Below are 21,509 nucleotides of genomic sequence, written 5' to 3' on the forward strand. Positions count from 1 at the left end.
CCATGAGTGAAGTCATCAATATCAAGGAACTCAACGAACGCATCGAGCGGGAGTCGGTCTTCGTCGACACGCTGCGCGCCGAGATGAGCAAGGTGATCGTCGGTCAGACCCATCTGATCGACACGCTGCTGATCGGTCTGCTGTCGAACGGCCACATCCTCCTGGAAGGCGTGCCGGGTCTTGCCAAGACGCTGGCGATTACGACGCTCGCAAAGGCCGTCGACGCCGATTTCGCCCGCATCCAGTTCACGCCCGACCTGTTGCCGGCCGACCTGATCGGTACGCTCATCTACTCGCAGAAGAGCGAGGAGTTCATGGTGCGCAAAGGCCCCGTCTTCGCCAACTTCGTACTGGCCGACGAGATCAACCGTTCGCCGGCGAAGGTGCAGTCGGCGCTGCTCGAAGCGATGCAGGAGCGCCAGGTGACCATCGGCGACGACACCTACAAGCTGCCCGAGCCCTTCCTGGTTCTGGCCACGCAGAACCCCCTCGAACAGGAGGGAACCTACCCGCTGCCCGAAGCGCAGGTCGACCGATTCATGCTCAAAGCCAAAATCTCCTACCCCACGAAGCAGGAGGAGCGCGACATCGTGCGGATGAACCTCTCGGGCGAAGGGCTTCCCTCGCCGCACAAGGTGATCGCACCCGAAGACATCGTCAAGGCGCGCCGCGTGGTGGAGGACGTCTACATGGACGAGAAGATCGAGAAATACATCGTCGACATCATCTTCGCCACGCGCGAACCGGTCGAATACAACCTCCAGAAGTTGCAGACGCTGATCGCCTACGGCGGATCGCCCCGTGCCTCGATCTCGCTGGCCAAGGCCGCCCGCGCCTACGCCTTCATCCGCCGCCGCGGCTACGTGATTCCCGAAGACGTGCGCGCCGTCTGCCACGACGTACTGCGCCACCGTATCGGGCTGACCTACGAAGCCGAGGCCGAAAACATCACCACCGAGGAGATCATCACCGACATCCTGAACAACGTAATCGTCCCGTAACACGATGATCGAGAACGAAAACGATATTCTGCGACGGGTCCGCAAAATCGAGATCAAGACACGCGGCCTGTCGAACGAGATCTTCGCCGGAAAGTACCACACGGCTTTCCGCGGACGGGGCATGTCGTTTTCCGAAGTGAGGGAGTACCGTGCCGGCGACGACGTGCGCGACATCGACTGGAACGTCACGGCGCGTTCGCGCTCGCCCCACATCAAGGTCTACGAGGAGGAGCGCGAGCTGACGATGATGCTCATGGTCGACGTCTCGGCCTCGCGCATGTTCGGGTCGACCCACTTCCTCAAAAAGAACATTCTGACCGAAATCGCCGCCGTCGTGGCCTTCTCGGCCGCCCAGAACAACGACAAGGTGGGCTGCATCTTCTTCTCCGACCGCGTGGAGAAGTACATCCCGCCCAAGAAGGGGCGCAGCCACATCCTGATGATTATCCGCGAGCTGATCAGCTTCCGGCCCCGGTCGACGGGCACGGCGCTGTCGGAGGCGGTGCGTTTCCTGACGGCCGTGATGAAGAAGCGCTGCACGGCGTTCCTGCTCTCGGATTTCCTCGATCCGGCACGCGACGGCGAGGAGTTCGCCAACGCCCTGAAAATCGCCGGCAGCAAACACGACCTGGTGGGGATCCGCGTCTTCGATCCGCGCGAAGCCGAACTGCCCGACGTGGGCATCGCCGAGTTGCAGGACGCCGAGACGGGGCGCAAGGTCTGGGTCGACACTTCGTCGGCGGCCGTGCGCGACCATTACGCCCGCGCATGGCGGCAGCGCAGCGAGGCGATCGACTCGCTACTCAAACACAACCGCATCGACACGGCGACGATCTCGACCGATGAAGACTACGTGGTGGAACTCATCAAACTCTTCAAGCAACGATGAAACGACCGGCATTCCTCACAGCGGCCGCGGCCGCCCTGCTCGCTGCGGCGACGGCCTCCGCCCAGACCCCGACGGTCGAGGCGCGCATCGTCCCCGACAGCATCGGCATCGGCGACACCTTCACGCTCGAAATCGACGTCGAGCGCGACCAGGTGCAGGTGACCGAATTCCCGCTCTACGAAAACGACGACAAGCTCGAAGTGGTGCAGTCGCTTCCCGTCGACACGCTCTCGCGGGAGGGCCGGCGGCTCCGGCTGCGCAAACGCTACGTCATGCAGGCCTTCTCCGAAGGACGTTACAATTTGGGGCGTCCCGGCGTGCTCTATGCCGACAAGAACATCGTCGACACGCTCTACACCTCCGATTCGCTGCGGCTCGACGTGGGAACGTTCCAGATCGACACCGCCAAGCAGACGATCTACGACCTCAAACCGCAGCGGACGCTGCCGCTGCGCGCCGAGGAGATCACAGGATACCTTTTCGGCGGGTTGTTCCTGCTGCTGAACCTCGCGGCGCTGCTCTTCGCGCTGCGTTATCACCTGTCCAAGCGCGGCAAACACCTGAGCGACCTCTTCAAACCCGCGCCGCCCGCACCGCCCCACGTCGAGGCGATCCGCGCGCTCGAAGGGCTTCACAACCAGAAATTGTGGCAGAACAACAAACACAAGGCCTACTATTCGGGGCTGACCGACATCCTGCGCCGCTATCTGGCGGGGCGTTACGGCATCGGCGCCTTGGAGATGACCTCCGACGAGATCATCGATGCGGTACGTCCGCTCGACCTGCCCCGCAAGAGCGCCATGGAGCTCACGGCGCTGCTGCGCGAAGCCGATCTGGTGAAATTCGCCAAGGCGACGCCCGAAGCCGCACGCAACGAAGAGGCTTACCAGTGGGCCTACTACTTCGTCGAGGAGACCAAACCCGTCGAGGAACAACCTTCGGCCGAAGCGGAGGAGCCGCTCGACCTGACGCCTAAAAACGACAGCCATGCGTAGAATTTTCATCCTACTCGTTCTCGCGCTGCTGGCCGTCGACGCCGCGGCACAGCAGTACCCCGAACGCCGGCAGGTGCGCAAGGGCAACCGCGCCTACGAAAAGGGCAACTATCAGGACGCCGCCGGACGCTACATGCGTGCGCTGGGCGCCGACCCTTCGTCGTTCGAAGCGCAGTACAACCTGGGCAACGCCCTTCACCGGCAGGAGATGTACGACCAGGCGGCACAGGTACAGCAACAGGCCGCCGCCGATTCGCTGGCAGCGCCCGTCGATCGTGCGCAGGCCTTCTACAATCTGGGCAACACGCAGTTCCGGCAGCAGAAATACGCCGAAGCGCTCGAAAGCTACAAGAACTCGCTGCGCCTGAACCCCGACGATCCGCAGGCCAAGTTCAACTACGCCTACGTCAAGAAACTGCTCGACGATCAGAACCAGCAGAATCAGGACAACAAAGACAACAAGGACAATAAAGATAACAAGGACGATCAAAACCAGGACCAGCAGAACGGCCAAAACCAGCAGAATCCGCAGGAGGGCCAGAACGATCCGCAGGAGGGTGACGGGCAAGGCGACGACCAGCAGCAGGACGGCCGGCCCGACAAGGAGCAGGAGGGCGAGGGCCGACCCCAGCCGGCCGGCATTTCGCCTTCCGAACAGGAGCGGATGCTCGACGCCATCCAGGCGCAGGAGGACAGGACGCAGGAGAAGCTCAAAGAGAAGGCCGGCGCCGTGGTACGGTTGAAGAAAAACTGGTAAAAACACGTAAGAACCAAGAAACGGGGATCGGCGCAGGCGGCGTTCCGCACGCAGAAGCAGCCATTCGTCGGGAGCGGTCGTACCGCCCCGTGCCGGAACGGCTCCGGCGACCGCCGATTACCGATTATCGTTAACTGTCGATTGAAATGACGTTTCATAATCCACATCTGCTGTGGCTGCTCACGCTGCTCCTGCCGGCGGCAGGCTATTACCTCTACCGGTTGCGGAAGGGCGGAGCGGCGTTGCGCATCTCGTCGGTAGCGGGCGTGCTCAAAGCGCCGCGTACCGTTCGCTACTACCTGCGCCATGCCCCCTTCGTGCTGCGCATGGCGGCGCTGGCGACGCTCGTAGTGGCATTGGCGCGCCCCCAGTCGGCGGAACAGAACACCCGCACCAATACCGACGGTATCGACATCATGCTGGCGCTCGACGTATCGGGATCGATGTTGGCGCGCGACTTCCGCCCCGACCGCCTCGAAGCGGCCAAGGAGGTGGCCGGATCGTTCATCTCCGACCGCTACGGCGACCGGATCGGACTGGTGGTCTTCGCGGGCGAAGCCTTCACGCAGAGCCCGCTGACCGCCGACCAGTCGACGCTGCTCACGTTGCTGGGGCGCGTGCGCAGCGGGTTGATCGAGGACGGCACGGCCATCGGCAACGGACTGGCGACAGCCATCAACCGCCTGCGCGAGAGCGATGCCAAATCGAAGGTCATCATCCTGCTGACCGACGGCGTGAACAACCGCGGCGAGATCGCTCCGGTCATGGCGGCCGAAATCGCCAAGGAGCAGGGCATCCGGGTCTACACGATCGGAGTCGGATCGCGCGGTACGGCCCCCACGCCCGCGATCGACATGTTCGGCAACATGACCTTCGTGCAGGCCAAGGTCGAAATCGACGAAAAGACCCTCCAAGAGATCGCCGACGCCACCGGCGGCCGCTACTTCCGCGCCACGGACAACGAGAAGCTGCGCGCGATCTACGACGAGATCAACCGCCTCGAAAAGAGCAAAGTCGAGGTAGCCGACTTCACGACCTACACCGAAGAGTACCTGCGGTGGGTATTGGCGGCGCTGGCGCTGCTCGCCGTGGAATTTCTGATTCGCACCCTGATTCTTAAACGCATTCCGTAATGTTTCGTTTCGCACATCCCGAATACCTCTACCTGCTGCTGGCCGCGCCCGCACTCGTCGCCCTCTTCGCATGGGCGCTCTACGACCGCCGGCGGCGGCTGGCCCGCTTCGGAGACCCGGCGACGGTAGCCACGCTTATGCCCGACGCCTCGACGGGCCGCATGAAACTGAAATTCATCCTCTTCACGACGGCCGTCATCCTCGTGATCCTCGCCGCCGCACGGCCGCAGTTCGGCTCGAAGCTGCGCGAACAGAAGAGCGAGGGCATCGAGATGATGCTCGCGGTGGACATCTCCAATTCGATGCTGGCCGAAGATTTCGAACCCAACCGCCTCGAACGAACGAAATACGCGATCAACAAGCTATTCGACGGACTGGAACAGGATCGCGTCGGGGTGATCGTCTTCGCAGGCGACGCCACCGTACAGCTGCCGATCACCTCCGACTACCGCATGGCCAAAGCCTTCGCCAAACGGATTTCGCCCTCGATGGCCTCCGTGCAGGGAACGTCGATCGGCAAGGCGCTGTCGCTGGCCGAGATGTCCTTTTCGAGCGGCAGCGGCGATTCGCGCGTCATCATCCTCATCACCGACGGCGAGGATCACGAGGGCAACGTGATGCAGGCCGCCGAACGGGCCGCCGAGCAGGGTATCCGGATCTTCACGATCGGCATCGGCACGCCCGAAGGCGCCCCGATCGAGATCGGCGGGGAGTTCATCAAGGACGAAAAGGGCGACATGGTGGTCTCGAAACTCGACGAGAAGATGTTGCAGGAGATCGCCCGGATCACCGGCGGGGCCTACATCCGCGCCACCAAGCAGTCGATCGGGCTGGACGAGATCGTACGCGCGATCAACGACATGGAGCAGTCGGAACTGTCGACCGTCCGTTTCGAAGAGTACAACGAACAGTTCCAGTACCTCATCGCGGTCGCCTTCGCGCTGCTGCTCGTCGAATTCTGGCTGCTCGACCGCCGCAATCCGCTGCTGGCGCGTTTCAACATCTTCCGCGAGCAACGCACCGACACCGACAACTACAATCCCTATAACCGATGAAAAAGCCCTTTCTGCTTCTCTCGCTCCTGCTGACCTTCGGCCTGCACGCCGACTGCGCGGCATGGGGAACGGTCGGCCATCGCGCGATCGCCGAAGTAGCCCAACGCCACCTCACCCCGAAGGCCAAAGCGGCCATCGAACGATACACCGGCGGCACGCCGCTCGCAGAATACGCCGTTTTCATGGACGAAGTGGCCGCCGACCCGCGCTACAAGGAACCTTTCCGCGGCTGGCACGCCTCGATCGCCGACGCGGAGTGCAACTCCCCCGCCGAAGTGCGGGAGAAATACCGCAAGGGACGCGACGGCGTGACCGGAGCGGAGACGCTGACCGCAGCATTGAAGAACTACCGTGAACTGGACGATTCGGTGGTACTCACCTATATTAAATGTATCGTACACATGGTCGCCGATTTCCACTGTCCGGCACACGTGCGGTACACCGACGCCCACAACGAAGGGAAGTTCGACGTGACCTTCTTCGGCAAACCCAAAACGCTGCACAGCGTCTGGGATTCGGGCGTCATCGCCCGAATCCATCCGGGATGGAGTTACGAACATTATGCCGACTACCTCGACAACGCCTCCAAGCGCGAAATCCGGCGAATGACCGAAGGATCGTACCGCCAGTGGTTCGAAGACGCCGCACGCGACGTACGCCCCTCGATCGACTGGGTAGCGCCGGGCGACACGCTGGGCGAGGAGTTCATGGCAAAAGCCGCACCGCTGGCCGAGCAGCAGCTCCGCAAGGCGTCGTACCGGTTGGCCGCAGCCCTCAACCGGATTTTCGGAGAGTGACTCTCCCCTGCGGTGCCACGGGCGTCTACCACCCCATCGCAGAGCGACGTCGAGGCGAACGATCCAACCGGCATGACAGCTATTTTCCGATCTTCCGGCCCTTCATGTCGAACGCCTCCGCACACCCGTCCGCGATCATGTAGATGCGCCCCTCTTCGAACTCGCCGCGCACAGCGGGATTCGCACCGTCCGTCGGCGGAGTGTCCTGCGTATCGAAGAGCGTGTCGAGCACATAAATTCCCGCTCGATAATACCCCGCATCGTAGCGGCAGGGAACGATCAACCGGCCGCGTCGATCCAGTACGCCCCATTTTCCATCTTTACGCACGAAGGCGAAACGATCGAACAGGGGATAGGCCAGCTCGTACTCGCAGGCGACGACCAACCGACCCCGACGATCGACACAGCCCCATTTCCCGTCGGAAGCGAGCAGGTCCCGCCCGACGCCGTGGAACTTCCGTCCGTCGTTGACGAACGACACCCCGCCAACAATCGGGGTCATGAAACCGTAGACGGGTGTGATCCGTTCGCCGTCGCGATCGATCAACGCCGTGGGACACGGCGTGTAGAGGGGAATCCGATCCCGATCCGTCCCCGTCTTCACCATCGCCACCTCCTCGTCGAAACCGTATTGGCCGAAACTTCCGGCCCAATCGTACCGGAACGGGACGACCGTTTCGCCGCTCCGGTCGATATACCCCCATTTGCCGTCCCGTTCGACGACGGCACGATCGCCGACGAACTGACCGGCCCAGTCGTAAAACTCGCGGAAGGCGAGTTCGCCGTAACGATCCGTAAAATAAAACGGTTGATGACTGCCGCCGTTACGCATGGCATAGAGCTCAGGGCGCTGCGCCGCGCAAGCCGACAGAAGCGCCGGAAGAAGAGCGGCAGAAAGGATTCGCAGAAAATGTTTCCGATTCATTCGATCCGACAATTATGGGTTCGACAGGTTTTCAATATCCGATGCACGTTTCGAAATCGCGGACACTCTCCCATTGGACAAGAATCCAACAATTACTGCCTTCGGAATTCGTATCGTATTGGTACCTCTTTCCGACGGGAACTTTTCTTCCGTCCCGCTCCTCATAGACGACCTCTCCGATTTCGGGCTTCTCCCCCGCCGAATAAATCTGCACATCCCTCACGACTTGTCCCGCGTATATGCCGAATTTCACGCGGTCCGCCGTCACGGGACCGGCAATACCGACATCGATTCCGCGAAAATGAATCGTAAATCCGCTATACCACACCTCAAAAGGCTCGTTATACTGGATATAATCGCGAGGAAGGAAATGAAGTACATCCCATGTATAAAAAAACGGCGTTTTTTTCAAAAAATGCGTAGCGAATTCGATTGCCTGCGATTCGCTCAAATTATCCTTCGTAAATAAAAGCGAGACTTCATTATCTCCTGCCCGGGTCTGCGAAACGGGGGTCGCAGTAATTTCCGCCTTCGAACAGGAGCAGAATACGGAACCCGCAAAAATCACGAAAAAAATCGCTGTACTTTTCATAACGATACGAATTAGAAGGTCAGACTGAAAGCTCGTACGAACGTATTACGAATTTACAGCAATGAGAAACGACGTACAATACCGTTTTTTAGGTATTTACGACAATCCCCCGTATGAAGGCGTGTTCCGCGAAGATACCGTGCAAACGGAGAGGAGTTCCATCACAGCTTCGCTCTCTTCGGAGGAATGCGAGTTCGGTTCCCGTCCAAAAAAAGCGGCGGCAGATAGTACATCTGCCGCCGCTATCGTCATCCCCCTCCGCAAAGCACCGTCCGCAACAAGGCGAACCTTTTCGTTAAACCGAGTGCAGAGTGGAACTTGTCCGAGCTATGCCGAAGCGAGAAAAGGCGCACGAAAATGCACCGAAACCCTGCCCCGCGGGAAGGAAAGGCTAATAGTATTTGACCGGCTCGCCGACGATCGCCGACAACAGGGCGTTGGCTACCGACGACGCACCGATACGGAAGAACTGCGGCGTGAGCCACCGCTCGCCCAGAATCTCCCGAACGACCGTATAGTAGAGCACCGCGTCGGCCGCCGAACGCACGCCGCCGGCAGGCTTGAAGCCGACCATGCGGCCCGTCTTGTCGTAGTAGTCTCGAATGGCACGGCACATCACCACCGCCGCTTCGGGAGTCGCCGCCACGTCGATCTTGCCCGTCGACGTCTTGACGAAATCGGCGCCGGCGAACATCGCCAACAACGCGGCGCGGCGGATCAGCTCGGGCGTCTTCAACGCACCCGTTTCCAGAATCACCTTCAACACCACGTCTTCGCCGGCCTCGCCGCGCAACACTTCGACTTCGTTGGCCACCTCGTCGTAATGTCCTTCGAGCATCTTGCCGACGTTGATGACGATGTCGATCTCGTCGGCTCCGTTCTCGACGGCCATCGCCGTTTCGAGCATCTTCACTTCCAGAAAGGTCTGCGACGAAGGAAATCCGCCCGCGACGCTCGTAATGCGCATCGGCGTATCGTCCACGGCGAGCCCGACCGTTTCGACGAACGGCGGATAGATACAGATGGACGCGACATTGGCGATCGCGGGATAATTCGTATAGAACTCCACGGCCTTCCGTGCAAAAGCCGTCACCGACTCCACCGAATCGCTGCACGAAAGGGTCGTCAGGTCGATGGCCGAATAGCAAAGCCTGTAAACCTCGTCCGTTTCGTATCCCTTCGCGGCTGCCCGAATGCGTGCGACCTCTTCGGCCACCTGCGCTTCGCTCGGGGCCGGAGCATATTCCGATAGATGATTTGCGTACTCCATAACAAGACAGTTTTCTCCACTATACAAATATAACCATTTTTCCGCTACACACGCAGAATTCCGACCAAAATATCAAAAAAATTCCGGGCTCGAACCGAACCCGGAATTCGTAATCCGTACATCTCCGCTTATCGGAGAGCAGCGTATTCTCAGAACTTGAAACCGCTCTTGAACAGGGGCTTGAGGTTGACATCCTTCGACGCCTTCTTCGCCAGGGCGGAATCCTTGGCGACGGCAGCCTTCAACTGGGCGCCGGCAGTCTTCATATCGCCCTCCTTGGTTGCGATCACGGCGCGCAGGTAATCCGCATCGGCCGAGTTCTCGCCGGCCAGCGCCTTCTTGGCAGCCGACAGGTCGTTGTTCATCACGGCAGCCACGGCAGCATTGTAGCCTTTGAGCTTGGCAGCGGCGTCGCCGTACTGGCCCTGAGCGGCAGCGATCAGGCTCTTGGTCTGAGCGTCTGCGGCAGCGGCGTACTTCTTCGCCTCGTCCACGTTACCGGCAGCCAGGTTGGCCAGTGCCAGGTTCGAGTTCAGCTCCTGCGTGTTGCCGCCGAGCTTCACGGCCTGCGTCAATGCGGCCAGCGCCTTGTCGGCGTCGTCCATTTGGAGATAGGCGGCACCGAGGTTGGTGTAGGCGCGCGAATCGTCGTACTTCTTGGCGGCGTACTCCAGCACCTTCGCCTTCAAGGCATTATCCTCAATCAGCGTGGCGACGTGGAGCAGTTCCTCGTTGTTCAGCTCATCGAGCTTGCCGCTGTTGACCAGCGCCTGCATCTCGGCGTCGCTCTTACCGGTGATCTCCATGTTGTTGACCAGCTGGGCGCGGCGCAGTTTCGGCAGCACGTCCTCTTTGAGTTCGCCGTAAACCGACGACATGTTCTTGATCTGGTTCTCGCGCTCGGCCGACGAATCGTACATGCTCAGCACCTGAAGAATCAGATCCTTGTCCTGGATGTTCGACTTCTCGACCATCTCCTTGAAACCTTCCCAGTCCTCGCCGTAACCGGCAGCGTCGATATTGAAACCGTACTCGGCCAGGATCTTCTCGACGGCCTTGCGACCGGTTTCGCTACGTGCGCTGGCCAGCTTGTCGTTGAACTTCTCAGGACCGTCGGGCGAAGCGTAGCCGTTCACATAGAGGCTCTGCGCGATGCGGTCGTTCTCCTTGTTGGCCACAGCGGTCTTCTCGAACTCGGAGAGCTGTTCGTTCTCTTTGAGCGCCTTCTGGTTCACCACCGAGCTGTTGATCTTGTAGAGGATCTCGGCCTTGTCTACCTGATTCGTCGTACGCTTGTAGTTGTTGGCAGCCGTAGCGGCAGCGTCGCCGAAGTTGAAATCCCTCTGCATCGTGTTGACGCCCTCGGCGATGAACACGCCGCACTGAGCGCGCAGCGCCATGGCCTCGGCCGACTTCGGATTGGCCAGCACGGCCGCTTCCTCCTTCGTCACGGGTTTGCCCGTAGCGGCGTTGAACATCACGTACTCGCTGGCGCCGTTGCACTTGCTCTCGATCAAAACGCGCAACTCGCTCTGCTCCATACGGTCGTCGTAGGGGAATTCGACATGCTGCGTGTAGGTACCGCCGTTGTCAGCCGAAATAACGGTATAGTTGTCATTCACCTTCTCGCCCTGGACGTATTTCGGAGTACCGGCCACTTCGCCGCCCTCGAACACGATCACCGGCGTCAGACGCAACGTAGCTTTCTTGTTGAAGTAAGCTGCCGGGAAGTTCACCGTAATGTCGGCGCTCACGACGCCGTTGTTGAGCGTCAGCACCTTCGGCGTGCACGAGTAAGTAACCTCATCCTGTTTCTTACCCATCTTCTTGAAACAGTTGCAACCCGACAAGGTCAAGGCAGCTGCGGCAAGAACCAAGCTAATTTTTACTAAGTTCTTCATAATTAATTAGTTATTAAAAATTGTTATGCATTGATTTCGTCTCTTTCCGTTTGCCTCCGCTCCACGTACCCCATTCCCGAGGCCGTTTGCAGCAGAATACATGCAAATATATAAAACCCATGCAGATTATGCAACTTTTTCCGTAAAAAAACCACCTCGAACTTTCGTTCGAAGCGGTTTTCGATCGCCGGCGCACGAAAACGCCGTCTATTTCGCGTCGGAACGCATCCGACGGATCAGTCGCGGTGCCGGTCGTCGCGGCGACGCTCGCGGTCGCCCCGCGGACGGCGTTCACGCTCGACATATCCTTCGGGCTTCGGAAGAAGCGCGCGGTGCGAGAGTTTCAGCTTGCCGGTCTTCTCGTCGACGCCGATGAGTTTCACGTCGATCATCTCGCCCTCTTTCAGGCCGCTCTCCTCCATCGTCTCGAACCGTTTCCAGTCGATCTCCGAGATATGGAGCAGCGCCTCCTTGCCGGGCATGATCTCGACGAACGCGCCGAACGGCACGATCGACTTGATCTTACCGTGGTAGGTCTCGCCGATTTCGGGCACGGCAACGATCTCCTTGATACGCTGCAACGCAGCGTCGATCGCCGATTTCTCCACACCGAAGACGTCGACGATACCCTTCTGGTCGTCCTCCGTAATGGTAATGGTGGTACCGGTCTGCTTCTGAATCTCCTGGATCACCTTTCCGCCCGGGCCGATCACGGCGCCGATCGAATCCTTCGGGATGTGGATCTGCACCAGACGCGGCACGAACGGCTTGTAGTCGGCGCGCGGCGCGGCGATGCAGTCGGTCAGGATGTCCAGAATATGCAGACGCCCCTTGCGCGCCTGCTCCAACGCGGCGGCCAGCACCTCGTAGGAGAGGCCGTCGACCTTGATATCCATTTGCGTGGCGGTGATACCGTCGCGGGTACCCGTCACCTTGAAGTCCATGTCGCCCAGATGATCCTCGTCGCCCAGGATGTCCGACAGCACGGCCCACTTGCCGCTCTCGGAATCCGAGATCAGACCCATGGCGATGCCCGACACGGGCTTGCGCAGTTTCACGCCGGCATCCATGAGGGCCAGCGTACCGGCGCAAACGGTGGCCATCGACGACGAACCGTTCGATTCCAGAATGTCCGACACGACGCGCACGGCGTAGGGATTCTCCTCGCCCAGCGGAATCATCGGTTTGAGGGCGCGCCATGCCAGGTGGCCGTGGCCGATCTCACGACGGCTCAGACCGCGGGCGGCCTTCGCCTCGCCCGTCGAGAAGGGCGGGAAATTATAGTGGAGCACGAACTGCTCGGTACCCTGCACGAGCACCTCGTCCTTGACCTTCTCGTCCATCTTCGTGCCGAGCGTAACAGTGGCCAGCGCCTGCGTCTCGCCTCGTGTGAAGAGGCCCGAACCATGGGCTGCGGGCAGGTAGTCGGTCTCGCACCAGATCGGACGGATCTCGTCCGTGCGACGGCCGTCGAGACGCTTGCCCTCGTCGAGAATCATGTTGCGCATCGCCTTCTTCTGCACGTAGTCGTGGAAATAGCGGTGGATGAGCGGGGCCTTCTCCACCAGCTCCTCCTCCGTGTAGCGGGCGGCGAACTCGGCCTCCAATGCATTGAACATATCCTCGCGCTCGTGCTTCATCGTGCCGCTCGTGGCGATGGCGTAGGCCTTGTCGTAGAGTTCGGCGATGATCGTCTGTTTGAGCTCCTCGTCGTTGACCTCGTGGCAGTAGGTACGCTTCACGTCCTTGCCCAGCTCCTTCGAAAGTTCGATCTGTACGGCGCAGTGCTTCTTGATCTCCTCGTGCGCGAACTTGATCGCTCCGAGCATCACCTCCTCCGAAACCTCTTTCATCTCGCCCTCGACCATCAGGATGTTGTCGATCGTACCGCCGACCATGATGTCCAGGTCGACGTCGGGCATCTGCGAGAAGGTCGGGTTGATGCAGTACTCGCCGTTGATGCGCGCCACGCGCACCTCCGAAATCGGGCCGCCGAAGGGGATGTCCGACACGGCCAGTGCGGCCGAGGCGGCCAGACCGGCCAGCGCGTCGGGCTGGATGTCCTTGTCGGCCGAGATGAGGTTGACCGTCACGTAGACCTCGGCGTGGTAGTCCGACGGGAAGAGCGGGCGCAGCGCACGGTCGATCAGACGCGCTACGAGCACCTCGCTGTCGTTGGCCTTGCCCTCACGCTTCATGAAACCGCCCGGATAGCGGCCGCATGCGGCGTATTTCTCCTTGTATTCCACCTGCAACGGCATGAAGTCCGTGTCGGGTTTTGCATCTTTGGCGGCCACGACCGTCGCAAGGAGCATCGTATCGCCCTGTTTCACGACAACCGAGCCGTCGGCCTGCTTGGCCAGTTTGCCGGTCTCGATCATGATCTCGCGTCCGTCGGCGAGCGTGATGAACTTCTGAACGGCGTTGTACAGCTTCTTTTCTTCCATAACGTCAAATAATATACTTCGAATCTTGAATTTTCATGCAAAATGGAGCGGCCACCCGCAGTGACTGCCCCATTTTCCGGCACCCGTACTATTTACGGAGATTGAGCGTCTTGATGATGGCGCGATAGCGCTCGATGTCGATCTCCTTGAGGTACTCGAGCAACTGGCGGCGCTTGCCGACCAAACGCAGCAGCGCGCGCTGCGTACCGAAGTCGTGACGGTTGCTCTTCATGTGCTCCGTAAGGTGGCTGATACGGTAAGAGAACAACGCGATCTGGCTCTCAGGCGAACCCGTGTCGGTGTTGGACTTTCCGTACTGACCGAAAAGCTCCTGCTTTTTTTCTGCTGTTAAATAAGCCATTTTGAAAGATTTATTCGTTCCACTCTACGACGCATTCCCCTTACTATGAAATCACGCCAGAGCGTGGTGCAAAGGTACACTAAATTTATTTAGAAACCAATTGTTTGGCCGAAAAAAAAGCATACTCCGCCCGCGCTTCGTGCGTCGATTCCCGCGAAATTCGCCATATTCTGCTTGCGCCTTGGATACTCCCGCCCGGCAAAATGCAAACGAGTTTGCTTTTGCCCTCGCTTATCCGTATCTTTGGCTGCGTCTTAATACTTCGTCTCGGCATAATCAAGCTGACGCTTGCTTCTGCGCTCGACTTTCCGTATCTTTGACTTCGTCGAAGACACTCCCGTTCGGCAATGTTCAAATAAATTTGACATTGCTCTCACTTATCCGTATCTTTGCCGCGGATTCAACTTTTCCATACGATGAAATTCTCCGCATACCGCCTCGTCCTGCTCCTCGCAGCGCTGCTCTGCATGGCCGGCTGCCGCCCGTCGACGCACTACGTCACGGTCGAGGGTTCCGTACTCGGAACGACCTTCCGCATCAAAGCCCGGACGACCCTGCCGGCCGACGAAATCTACACCGAAGTCATGGCGCTCGACGAAGAGATGAAACATTCGATGTCGATCTTCGACGAGACGTCGCTGCTGAGCCGCATCAACCGCGGCGAGAGCGACTCGCTCGACAGCCACCTGATCTACAACATTCTGGCCGCCGACTCCGTGAGCCGTCTGAGCGACGGCATGTACGACATCACCGTCAAACCGCTCGTCGAAGCGTGGGGTTTCGCCGGAAAAGAGGGACAGAAAACACCGAACATCGATTCGATCCTGCCGCTGGTGGGCTACCGCAAAATCCGCATCGAAGGGAACCGGCTCGTCAAGGACGATCCGCGCATCCAGCTCGACTTCAACTCGATCGGCAAGGGCTACATGGTCGACCTGATCGCCCGCATGCTCGAACGAAACGGCTCGGAGAACTACCTGGTGACGATCGCAGGCAGCGGCCGCTGCCGGGGTGTGAACGAGCAGGGCGGAAAATGGCGCATCGGCATCGAAACCCCTTACGACAACAATTTCTCGGACCGGGATCTGCAACGTATCGCGGAGGTGACCGACATCAGCTACACCACTTCGGGCAACTACCGCCGCTTCTACTATACCCCCGACGGCCGCAAGATCGCACACACGATCGACCCCGTCACAGGCCGGAGCGCCGTCTCGCGGCTGCTCTCGGCCACGGTCTTCTGCGACAATGCCGCACGCGCCGACGCGCTGGGGACGATGTTCATGTCGCTCGGCTCGGAACGCGCCGTGGCGAAGGCCCGCGAACTGGAACGCGAAGGGGTGATGGCCTACTTCATCTTCGCTACCGAGAAGGCCGACGGGCGACAGCGCGACGAATCCCCCGACGATTACGAAACATGGGCTTCGCCGGCCCTCGAAAAACTGTTGAAACGTTAACCTATCCATGCAAAAAGCGCTCTTTCTCTACAATCCCGCCGCAGGACGCGGCCGCATCGCCCGCAACGTCGGGGGCATCGTGGACATCTTCTCCGAAAACGGGTGGGAACTCACGCCCGAAAAGATCGACTTCGGACGCAACCCGTTCGACGCGCATCCCGACATCCGTATGGTCGTCGCCGCCGGCGGCGACGGCACGGTCAATTACGTCGTCAACCGGATGCGCGAACGGGGGCTGTCGCTCGAACTGGGCATCATCCCCGCAGGCACGGCCAACGATTTCGCCGGCATCGTCGGCATGGCCAAGAACCCGCTCGAAGCGGCCCGACAGATCGTCACGGGCGAGGTGCAGGCGCTCGATTGCGGCGTGGTCAACGGACTGCATTTCGTCAACATCTTCTCGTTCGGCATCTTCACCACCACTTCGCAGCGCACGCCCGACGAACGCAAGCACCGTCTGGGCAAGCTGGCCTATATCATGGAGGGCATCAAGGAGCTGCGCCATATGCACGCCATTCCGCTGCATGTGCGCACCGAGAGCGGGGAGTTCGATTTCAACGCACTCATGGCACTCGTCTTCAACGGCGAGACGGCCGGCGGGTTCCGGCTGGCCAACACGTCGAGCGTGCGCGACGGAATGTTCGACTGCCTGCTGCTCGAAAAGCGCAACTTCCTCGTATCCTGCTTCGCCATGGTACGCTACCTCTGCGGCGGCCATCCCCGCAGCGTCCGGCACCTGCGCGCAGCGACGTTGCAGATCTCCTCGCCCATCGACGAACCCACCGACGTCGACGGCCAGCGGGGCGCCCGCTTCCCGCTCGACGTGCGCTGCCTGCCCGGCCTGCTGCGCGTGGTATGCCCGCGCGACGGCAGAAGATAATCCGGCCCGGCCTCTCCCGTACCGAACGGATTCGGAGACGATTTCCGGTGAATAAATTCCGAATTCGTTCGTTAATCGCCGTTTTTTGTTACCTTTGCCGTCGATTCAGACAATCGATGAGACGAAAAACGGGCTATAAGATCCTGCTTGCCGCGATGATGGCGCTGGCCATTGCCAACGTTTACGTGGGCAAGGCGCTCGACGTGCACGCCAACGACCCGCTTTCGCGGGCCGAATGCGCCGCTTCGGGCAGCGACGCCACCGTCGAAGAGTACTGCCTGATCTGCCATTTCCACCTGGCGGCCTGTACCGAGGCGGAGTCCTTCCTGCCGACGCTCGTCACCCTCTTCGAAGAGCGTCTCTACCGATGCTATCTCGCCGGAGGCTCTTCGCCCGTCCTCCACGGGTACGGCCTGCGCGCACCTCCTGCCGCGGTCTGACATTCCGACGCCGGATGTACGCATCCGGCCCGTACAACCGATCCCGCGATCGGTATCCGGACATTCCTTATCCATCAAATCCATCGCATGAAATCATATATTCTGCTGCTGGGCCTGCTGCTCGGCGGCTTTACGGCATATGCAGACTCCACTGCCAAAAAGGAGACCGAAGCCATCCTGATCGGCCACGTCGTCGACAGCCGCAGCGGCGAACACCTCCCCTTCATCACCATCACCGTCAAGGGAACGACGATCGGCACCACGACCGACGTCTCGGGCCACTACCTGCTGGGCAACCTGCCGGTAGGACGACCGCTCACCGTCGTGGCGCAGTCGGTCGGCTACAAATCCGCCGAACGGAGCGTCACGCTCGGCGCCCACTCCACCACGGAACTGAATTTCGAACTGGAAGAGCAGGCCGTCGACGTCGGCGAAGTGGTGGTCGAGATCGACCGCAACTCGGTCATCCGCAAGGAGACGCCGTCGCTGGTCAACATTCTAAACAGCAAGCTGTTCGAACGAACAAACGCCGCCACGCTGGCCGACGGTCTGAGTTTCCAGCCGGGCGTGCGCGTCGAGGACGGATGTCAGAACTGCGGCTTCGCGCAGGTACGCATCAACGGTCTGGACGGCCACTATTCGCAAATCCTGCTCGACTCGCGGCCGCTCTTCTCGGCCCTCAACGGCGTCTACGGTCTCGAACAGATTCCCGCCAACATGATCGAGCGCGTGGAGGTGATCCGCGGCGGCGGATCGGCGCTCTTCGGCGCGTCGGCCATCGGCGGCACGATCAACATCATCACCAAGGAGCCGCTGCGCGACTGGGCCGAGATCGGCCATACGCTCATGTCCGTGGGATGCAGCGGCGCCTACGACAACAACACGACGATCAACGCCTCGCTGGTAAGCAACAACCGCAAGGCGGGCATCTACGTCTACGGGCAGAACCGCTACCGTTCGGGCTACGACCACGACGGCGACGGCTACACCGAACTGCCCAACCTGCGCAACCAGATGTTCGGCATGCGCTCCTACCTGCGCACGGGCGACCACTCGAAGCTGACGCTCGAATACCACGGCATCAACGAGTTCCGCCGCGGCGGAAACCGGCTCGACCTGCCGGCGCACGAAGCCAACATCACCGAGCAGACCGATCACAACATCAACGGCGCGTCGGTGGCCTTCGACCTCTTCTCGCGCGACGACCGTACGCGCCACCTGAGCGTCTACTCGGCCGTGCAGCAGACCACGCGCAAGAGTTACTACGGCGGCACGGGCGAAGGCGCGACCGACGAAGAGCTCGAAAACGCCCGCAAAGCCTACGGCCGCACCGACGGACTGACGGTCATCAGCGGCGCGCAGTTCCTGCAACGGTTCGAACGGCTGCTGTTTCTCCCCTCCGAACTGACGCTCGGCGTGGAGCACAGCTACGACCACATCGACGACGTGACGATCGGCTACGACATGCGCACGAATCAGAAGGTACACATCCTCAGCGGCGTGATCCAGAACGAGTGGAAGGCCCGCAAATGGAGTTTTCTGCTCGGCGGCCGGTTCGATCACCACAACATGGTCGACCACGTGATCTTCTCGCCGCGCATCAACCTGCGCTACAACCCCACCGAACAGATCAACCTGCGGCTGAACTACGCCGGCGGCTTCCGCGCACCGCAGACCTTCGACGAAGACCTGCACATCGCCCTCGTGGGCGGCGAACGCGTGGTCACGCAGCTCGACCCCGACCTGCGCGAGGAGCGTTCGAACAGCCTCAGCGCCTCGATCGACCTCTATCGCTCCTTCGGCAGCGTGGAGACCAACCTGCTCGTCGAAGGCTTCTACACCGCACTCGACCATATCTTCGCCACGCGCTACCTGCCCGAACCCAACGAAAAGGGCGAAACGGTGCTCGAACGCTACAACGGCGGCGGAGCGACCGTGGCAGGCGTCAACGTCGAGGCGAAGGCGGCCTTCTCCCGCTGGTTCGACTTGCAAGCCGGCATCACATGGCAGCGCAGCCGCTACGAACACGCCCAGCATTGGAGCGACGACGCGCCCGACGAACGCCGCATGTTCCGTTCGCCCGACTGGTACGGCTACCTGACGGCCAACTTCGTCCCCGTGCGGCGGTTCGACATCTCGCTGTCGGGCACCTACACCGGAGAGATGCTCGTCCAGCACGCCGCAGGTTCGGGCACGCCGGTCGACGTGGCGGTCACCACGCCCGACTTCTTCGCGCTGAACGTCAAACTGGCCTACGAATTCCCGATCCTCCGAACGCTCACCCTGCAACTCAACGCCGGCGTGCAGAATCTCTTCGACTCCTACCAGTCGGATTTCGACCAGGGCTGGGAGCGCGATTCCGGTTACGTCTACGGGCCGTCGCTGCCGCGCAGCTGGTTCGTCGGGGCGAAAATCCGCTTCTGAGAACCGTTGCGGCGACACACGAAAAAAGGGAGACGTGCGTACGACACGTCTCCCTTATCGTTCGCCGCCGGCGAACCCGACTTACTCCCACACCGAGAAACGGCGCACGCAGGCTTTCCGCGCAGCCTGCTGGCAGGCCGCGGCGCTCTCGTCCGTCACGGGAATATGTCCCTTCGGATCGGGACGGAACGTATTGCCTCCGATATCGGTGCGCAGACAGGGCGCCACGAGCGCCTGGAACCACGTGCAGGCCGCCGTATAACGACCGCAGCCGAAATCGAGATGGTAGCCGTCGCGCGTGAAATCCGACGGCGGATTGTTGAACTCGCCCGCCCGCAGGTTCTGGATCGCCGTACCGGTGGGAATCACCGTTTCGATCCCGCACTCCTCCGTCACGCGCCGCGCGACGTCGACGACGGCCGCATACATCTGCTGCGGATCGTTGTCGTACTTCGGGAACGCACCGTGGTCGGAGCCCGAGCCGTAGGCCCAAGTCATCTGCCACGCCACGCAGGCGCCGGCATTGGGGCAGTAGAAACGCACCCGTTCGATAAGTCGTTCGAGCCACGGATGATAAGACGTATAGATTCCCGAATAAGCCGAGGATTGCTGCACGACGAGTACGTCCCACCGCTCGTCGCCGACCGCTTCGCGCAGGGTGGCCGCCTCGGAGACCGTCGTCCAGCGGTTGCGCTCCGACTTATAATAGGTATATTTCGGTGCGTCGGCGGCATCGAACTCGCAATGCTGCCGCAGCGAACAGCCCGGGTAATAGAGCCGTCCCAGCACGACGTTGCGGATGCCGGCCGCTTCGAGCAGCTCGGGCAGGTACATCATGCCGTCGTCGGTAAAACTGTTGCCCACGCCCAGGATACGGAGCGTATCGGGCCGGACGGGCAACGGAAAGTTGGGTGCTTCGGACTGCGCGCGCAGCGTCAGCACCGCCAGCAGAGCGAATGCGCAAAGCGCGAAACGAAACAGTTTTTTCATGCCGTTGTCTGATTTAGAGGTGAAAAAGCCGTCCTTCCGCAGGGAGGACGGCCCGTAAAATCCGTTGAGAGCGGCCGCTACTCTTCGTCGGCCTCCTTCATGTTGTGGTAGACGTTCACCACGTCGTCGTCCTCTTCGAGCTTCTCGACCAGCTTCTCGATCGATTCGCGCCCCTCGGCGTCCAGCTCCTTGGTGTCGGTAGGCACCCGCAGCGATTCGCCCGATACGATCTCGAAACCATTGTCCTCCAACCATTTCTGGATCGTACCGAACTGTTCGTAGGGCGCTTCGACCGTGACCGTCGTCTCGTCCTCGGGACAGAAATCGTCCACCCCCGTATCGATCATGTTCAGCTCCAGCTCCTCGAAATCGGTGCCGGCCGGTACGCGGAACTTGAACGAGCACTTGTGCTCGAACATGAAAGCCACGCTGCCCGACGTGCCCAGCGCACCGCCGCACTTGTTGAAATACATGCGCATGCTGGCCACCGTGCGGTTGGTGTTGTCCGTGGCGGTCTCCACCAGGAAAGCGATGCCGTGAGGGCCGTATCCCTCATAGACCACCTCCTTGTAGTCGGACGTATCCTTCGAGATGGCGCGTTTGATCGCCCGCTCGACATTCTCCTTGGGCATGTTCTCGGCCTTGGCGTTCTGGATCAGAATACGCAGGCGGACGTTGGCCGTCGGATCGGGGCCGCCGGACTTGACGGCGATTTCGATCTCCTTGCCGATTTTGGTAAAAGTGCGGGCCATGTTGCCCCACCGTTTCAGTTTGCGCGCCTTGCGGTACTCAAATGCTCGTCCCATGACAGTTATCTTTTCGTTATTATCTTCAACAGTGGTGCAAAATTACGACATTTCACCGAAAAAGGAAAAAAATCGCCGGCAAAAAACGACCGCCTGCCGGCAGCGGCTCGCTCTCAGGGTTCACTCCCGACGAAGACCGGTGCGCATGCACGCCCCGACCGCACCCGGATGCAACCCCGGATCGGTCCGGCGTCGCCGGCCGCACGCAGGCGGATGTCGGGAAAACGGCCGTCGGGCGTCACGTCGATCGCCGCCCGCGGCCTGCACGAGCATCCACTCCTCGACCTCGTCGGGCAGGTAAAGCCGCACGGTGCCCGACACGTAAGGCCAGCGCAGCCGGTCGCTGCCCCCTTCCAATACGAGCTCGGCTCTTCGTGCAGACGACGGTC

Annotated in this window: 19 protein-coding genes; 11 read left to right on the top strand and 8 right to left on the bottom strand. The window is 60.7% G+C overall.

The features are described 5' to 3' along the window. Positions 1 to 2 precede the first annotated feature (2 nt). The 7 genes from FMF02_RS03955 to FMF02_RS03985 all read left to right on the top strand — a co-directional run bounded on the left by FMF02_RS03955 (position 3) and on the right by FMF02_RS03985 (position 6,627). Positions 3 to 1,001 (top strand): AAA family ATPase, encoded by a 999-nt coding sequence (locus FMF02_RS03955; protein WP_141412273.1) that lies wholly within the window; start codon positions 3 to 5, stop codon positions 999 to 1,001. A gap of 4 nt (positions 1,002 to 1,005) precedes the next feature. After that, positions 1,006 to 1,890: a DUF58 domain-containing protein gene (locus FMF02_RS03960; protein ID WP_141412274.1), complete on the top strand. Its 885-nt coding sequence runs from the start codon at positions 1,006 to 1,008 to the stop codon at positions 1,888 to 1,890. Beyond that, on the top strand, positions 1,887 to 2,885 hold the full coding sequence (locus FMF02_RS03965; RefSeq protein WP_019131570.1) for a hypothetical protein: 999 nt from the start codon (positions 1,887 to 1,889) through the stop codon (positions 2,883 to 2,885). The genes FMF02_RS03960 and FMF02_RS03965 overlap by 4 nt, the downstream gene beginning before the upstream one ends. Next, positions 2,878 to 3,642 carry a tetratricopeptide repeat protein gene (locus tag FMF02_RS03970; protein ID WP_019131571.1) on the top strand — a complete coding sequence of 255 codons (765 nt, stop codon included), beginning with the start codon at positions 2,878 to 2,880 and terminating at the stop codon, positions 3,640 to 3,642. The genes FMF02_RS03965 and FMF02_RS03970 overlap by 8 nt, the downstream gene beginning before the upstream one ends. Positions 3,643 to 3,788: 146 nt before the next feature. Beyond that, the gene (locus tag FMF02_RS03975; protein ID WP_141412275.1) at positions 3,789 to 4,775 is read left to right on the top strand and encodes a vWA domain-containing protein; all 987 of its coding nucleotides are present in this window, start codon (positions 3,789 to 3,791) and stop codon (positions 4,773 to 4,775) included. Further along, on the top strand, positions 4,775 to 5,830 hold the full coding sequence (locus tag FMF02_RS03980; RefSeq protein ID WP_141412276.1) for a VWA domain-containing protein: 1,056 nt from the start codon (positions 4,775 to 4,777) through the stop codon (positions 5,828 to 5,830). Before FMF02_RS03975 ends, FMF02_RS03980 begins: the two co-directional genes overlap by 1 nt. Continuing rightward, positions 5,827 to 6,627: a S1/P1 nuclease gene (locus FMF02_RS03985; RefSeq protein ID WP_141412277.1), complete on the top strand. Its 801-nt coding sequence runs from the start codon at positions 5,827 to 5,829 to the stop codon at positions 6,625 to 6,627. The genes FMF02_RS03980 and FMF02_RS03985 overlap by 4 nt, the downstream gene beginning before the upstream one ends. A 79-nt stretch (positions 6,628 to 6,706) precedes the next feature. Here FMF02_RS03985 and FMF02_RS03990 read toward each other — a convergent pair whose 3' ends face one another. From FMF02_RS03990 to rpsO, 6 genes are all read right to left on the bottom strand, one after another. Then, positions 6,707 to 7,552 (bottom strand): WG repeat-containing protein, encoded by an 846-nt coding sequence (locus FMF02_RS03990; protein ID WP_141412278.1) that lies wholly within the window; start codon positions 7,550 to 7,552, stop codon positions 6,707 to 6,709. 31 nt (positions 7,553 to 7,583) lie between these two features. After that, positions 7,584 to 8,144: a hypothetical protein gene (locus FMF02_RS03995; RefSeq protein ID WP_141412279.1), complete on the bottom strand. Its 561-nt coding sequence runs from the start codon at positions 8,142 to 8,144 to the stop codon at positions 7,584 to 7,586. Between the two features lie 391 nt (positions 8,145 to 8,535). Next, positions 8,536 to 9,414 carry a deoxyribose-phosphate aldolase gene (deoC, locus tag FMF02_RS04000; RefSeq protein WP_019131577.1) on the bottom strand — a complete coding sequence of 293 codons (879 nt, stop codon included), beginning with the start codon at positions 9,412 to 9,414 and terminating at the stop codon, positions 8,536 to 8,538. A 149-nt stretch (positions 9,415 to 9,563) separates the two neighbouring features. Further along, entirely contained in the window at positions 9,564 to 11,237 is a 1,674-nt protein-coding gene (locus tag FMF02_RS04005; RefSeq protein ID WP_244611627.1) for a tetratricopeptide repeat protein, read from the bottom strand. A gap of 314 nt (positions 11,238 to 11,551) precedes the next feature. Beyond that, positions 11,552 to 13,762 carry a polyribonucleotide nucleotidyltransferase gene (gene pnp, locus FMF02_RS04010; protein WP_019131579.1) on the bottom strand — a complete coding sequence of 737 codons (2,211 nt, stop codon included), beginning with the start codon at positions 13,760 to 13,762 and terminating at the stop codon, positions 11,552 to 11,554. An 88-nt stretch (positions 13,763 to 13,850) separates the two neighbouring features. Next, positions 13,851 to 14,123 (bottom strand): 30S ribosomal protein S15, encoded by a 273-nt coding sequence (gene rpsO, locus FMF02_RS04015; protein ID WP_019131580.1) that lies wholly within the window; start codon positions 14,121 to 14,123, stop codon positions 13,851 to 13,853. 416 nt (positions 14,124 to 14,539) lie between these two features. Between rpsO and FMF02_RS04020 the strand changes: the two genes are divergently transcribed. The 4 genes from FMF02_RS04020 to FMF02_RS04035 all read left to right on the top strand — a co-directional run bounded on the left by FMF02_RS04020 (position 14,540) and on the right by FMF02_RS04035 (position 19,324). Then, positions 14,540 to 15,580, top strand: a complete 1,041-nt coding sequence (locus FMF02_RS04020) for an FAD:protein FMN transferase (protein WP_141412281.1) — start codon at positions 14,540 to 14,542, stop codon at positions 15,578 to 15,580. A 7-nt stretch (positions 15,581 to 15,587) separates the two neighbouring features. Further along, positions 15,588 to 16,460 (top strand): YegS/Rv2252/BmrU family lipid kinase, encoded by an 873-nt coding sequence (locus FMF02_RS04025; RefSeq protein WP_141412282.1) that lies wholly within the window; start codon positions 15,588 to 15,590, stop codon positions 16,458 to 16,460. A gap of 116 nt (positions 16,461 to 16,576) precedes the next feature. Continuing rightward, entirely contained in the window at positions 16,577 to 16,900 is a 324-nt protein-coding gene (locus FMF02_RS04030; protein ID WP_141412283.1) for a hypothetical protein, read from the top strand. Between the two features lie 87 nt (positions 16,901 to 16,987). Next, the gene (locus tag FMF02_RS04035) at positions 16,988 to 19,324 is read left to right on the top strand and encodes a TonB-dependent receptor (RefSeq protein ID WP_141412284.1); all 2,337 of its coding nucleotides are present in this window, start codon (positions 16,988 to 16,990) and stop codon (positions 19,322 to 19,324) included. 81 nt (positions 19,325 to 19,405) lie between these two features. Here the strand turns inward: FMF02_RS04035 and FMF02_RS04040 are convergent, their stop codons facing one another. Then, positions 19,406 to 20,314 (bottom strand): DUF4886 domain-containing protein, encoded by a 909-nt coding sequence (locus tag FMF02_RS04040; RefSeq protein ID WP_141412285.1) that lies wholly within the window; start codon positions 20,312 to 20,314, stop codon positions 19,406 to 19,408. A gap of 77 nt (positions 20,315 to 20,391) precedes the next feature. Further along, a complete protein-coding gene (locus tag FMF02_RS04045; protein WP_019131586.1) occupies positions 20,392 to 21,120 on the bottom strand; it encodes a YebC/PmpR family DNA-binding transcriptional regulator in 729 nt (242 codons plus the stop codon). Between the last annotated feature and the right edge of the window lie 389 nt (positions 21,121 to 21,509).

The organism is Alistipes communis (genome assembly GCF_006542665.1).
Taxonomy (GTDB): Bacteria; Bacteroidota; Bacteroidia; order Bacteroidales; family Rikenellaceae; genus Alistipes; species Alistipes communis.

Excerpts from the sequence above, each read along its gene's own strand:
- FMF02_RS03955 (WP_141412273.1), top strand. The coding sequence starts at position 3 with ATGAGTGAAGTCATCAATATCAAGGAACTCAACGAACGCATCGAGCGG.
- FMF02_RS03960 (WP_141412274.1), top strand. The coding sequence starts at position 1,006 with ATGATCGAGAACGAAAACGATATTCTGCGACGGGTCCGCAAAATCGAG.
- FMF02_RS03965 (WP_019131570.1), top strand. The coding sequence starts at position 1,887 with ATGAAACGACCGGCATTCCTCACAGCGGCCGCGGCCGCCCTGCTCGCT.
- FMF02_RS03970 (WP_019131571.1), top strand. The coding sequence starts at position 2,878 with ATGCGTAGAATTTTCATCCTACTCGTTCTCGCGCTGCTGGCCGTCGAC.
- FMF02_RS03975 (WP_141412275.1), top strand. The coding sequence starts at position 3,789 with ATGACGTTTCATAATCCACATCTGCTGTGGCTGCTCACGCTGCTCCTG.
- FMF02_RS03980 (WP_141412276.1), top strand. The coding sequence starts at position 4,775 with ATGTTTCGTTTCGCACATCCCGAATACCTCTACCTGCTGCTGGCCGCG.
- FMF02_RS03985 (WP_141412277.1), top strand. The coding sequence starts at position 5,827 with ATGAAAAAGCCCTTTCTGCTTCTCTCGCTCCTGCTGACCTTCGGCCTG.
- FMF02_RS03990 (WP_141412278.1), bottom strand. The coding sequence starts at position 7,552 with ATGAATCGGAAACATTTTCTGCGAATCCTTTCTGCCGCTCTTCTTCCG.
- FMF02_RS03995 (WP_141412279.1), bottom strand. The coding sequence starts at position 8,144 with ATGAAAAGTACAGCGATTTTTTTCGTGATTTTTGCGGGTTCCGTATTC.
- deoC (WP_019131577.1), bottom strand. The coding sequence starts at position 9,414 with ATGGAGTACGCAAATCATCTATCGGAATATGCTCCGGCCCCGAGCGAA.
- FMF02_RS04005 (WP_244611627.1), bottom strand. The coding sequence starts at position 11,237 with ATGGGTAAGAAACAGGATGAGGTTACTTACTCGTGCACGCCGAAGGTG.
- pnp (WP_019131579.1), bottom strand. The coding sequence starts at position 13,762 with ATGGAAGAAAAGAAGCTGTACAACGCCGTTCAGAAGTTCATCACGCTC.
- rpsO (WP_019131580.1), bottom strand. The coding sequence starts at position 14,123 with ATGGCTTATTTAACAGCAGAAAAAAAGCAGGAGCTTTTCGGTCAGTAC.
- FMF02_RS04020 (WP_141412281.1), top strand. The coding sequence starts at position 14,540 with ATGAAATTCTCCGCATACCGCCTCGTCCTGCTCCTCGCAGCGCTGCTC.
- FMF02_RS04025 (WP_141412282.1), top strand. The coding sequence starts at position 15,588 with ATGCAAAAAGCGCTCTTTCTCTACAATCCCGCCGCAGGACGCGGCCGC.
- FMF02_RS04030 (WP_141412283.1), top strand. The coding sequence starts at position 16,577 with ATGAGACGAAAAACGGGCTATAAGATCCTGCTTGCCGCGATGATGGCG.
- FMF02_RS04035 (WP_141412284.1), top strand. The coding sequence starts at position 16,988 with ATGAAATCATATATTCTGCTGCTGGGCCTGCTGCTCGGCGGCTTTACG.
- FMF02_RS04040 (WP_141412285.1), bottom strand. The coding sequence starts at position 20,314 with ATGAAAAAACTGTTTCGTTTCGCGCTTTGCGCATTCGCTCTGCTGGCG.
- FMF02_RS04045 (WP_019131586.1), bottom strand. The coding sequence starts at position 21,120 with ATGGGACGAGCATTTGAGTACCGCAAGGCGCGCAAACTGAAACGGTGG.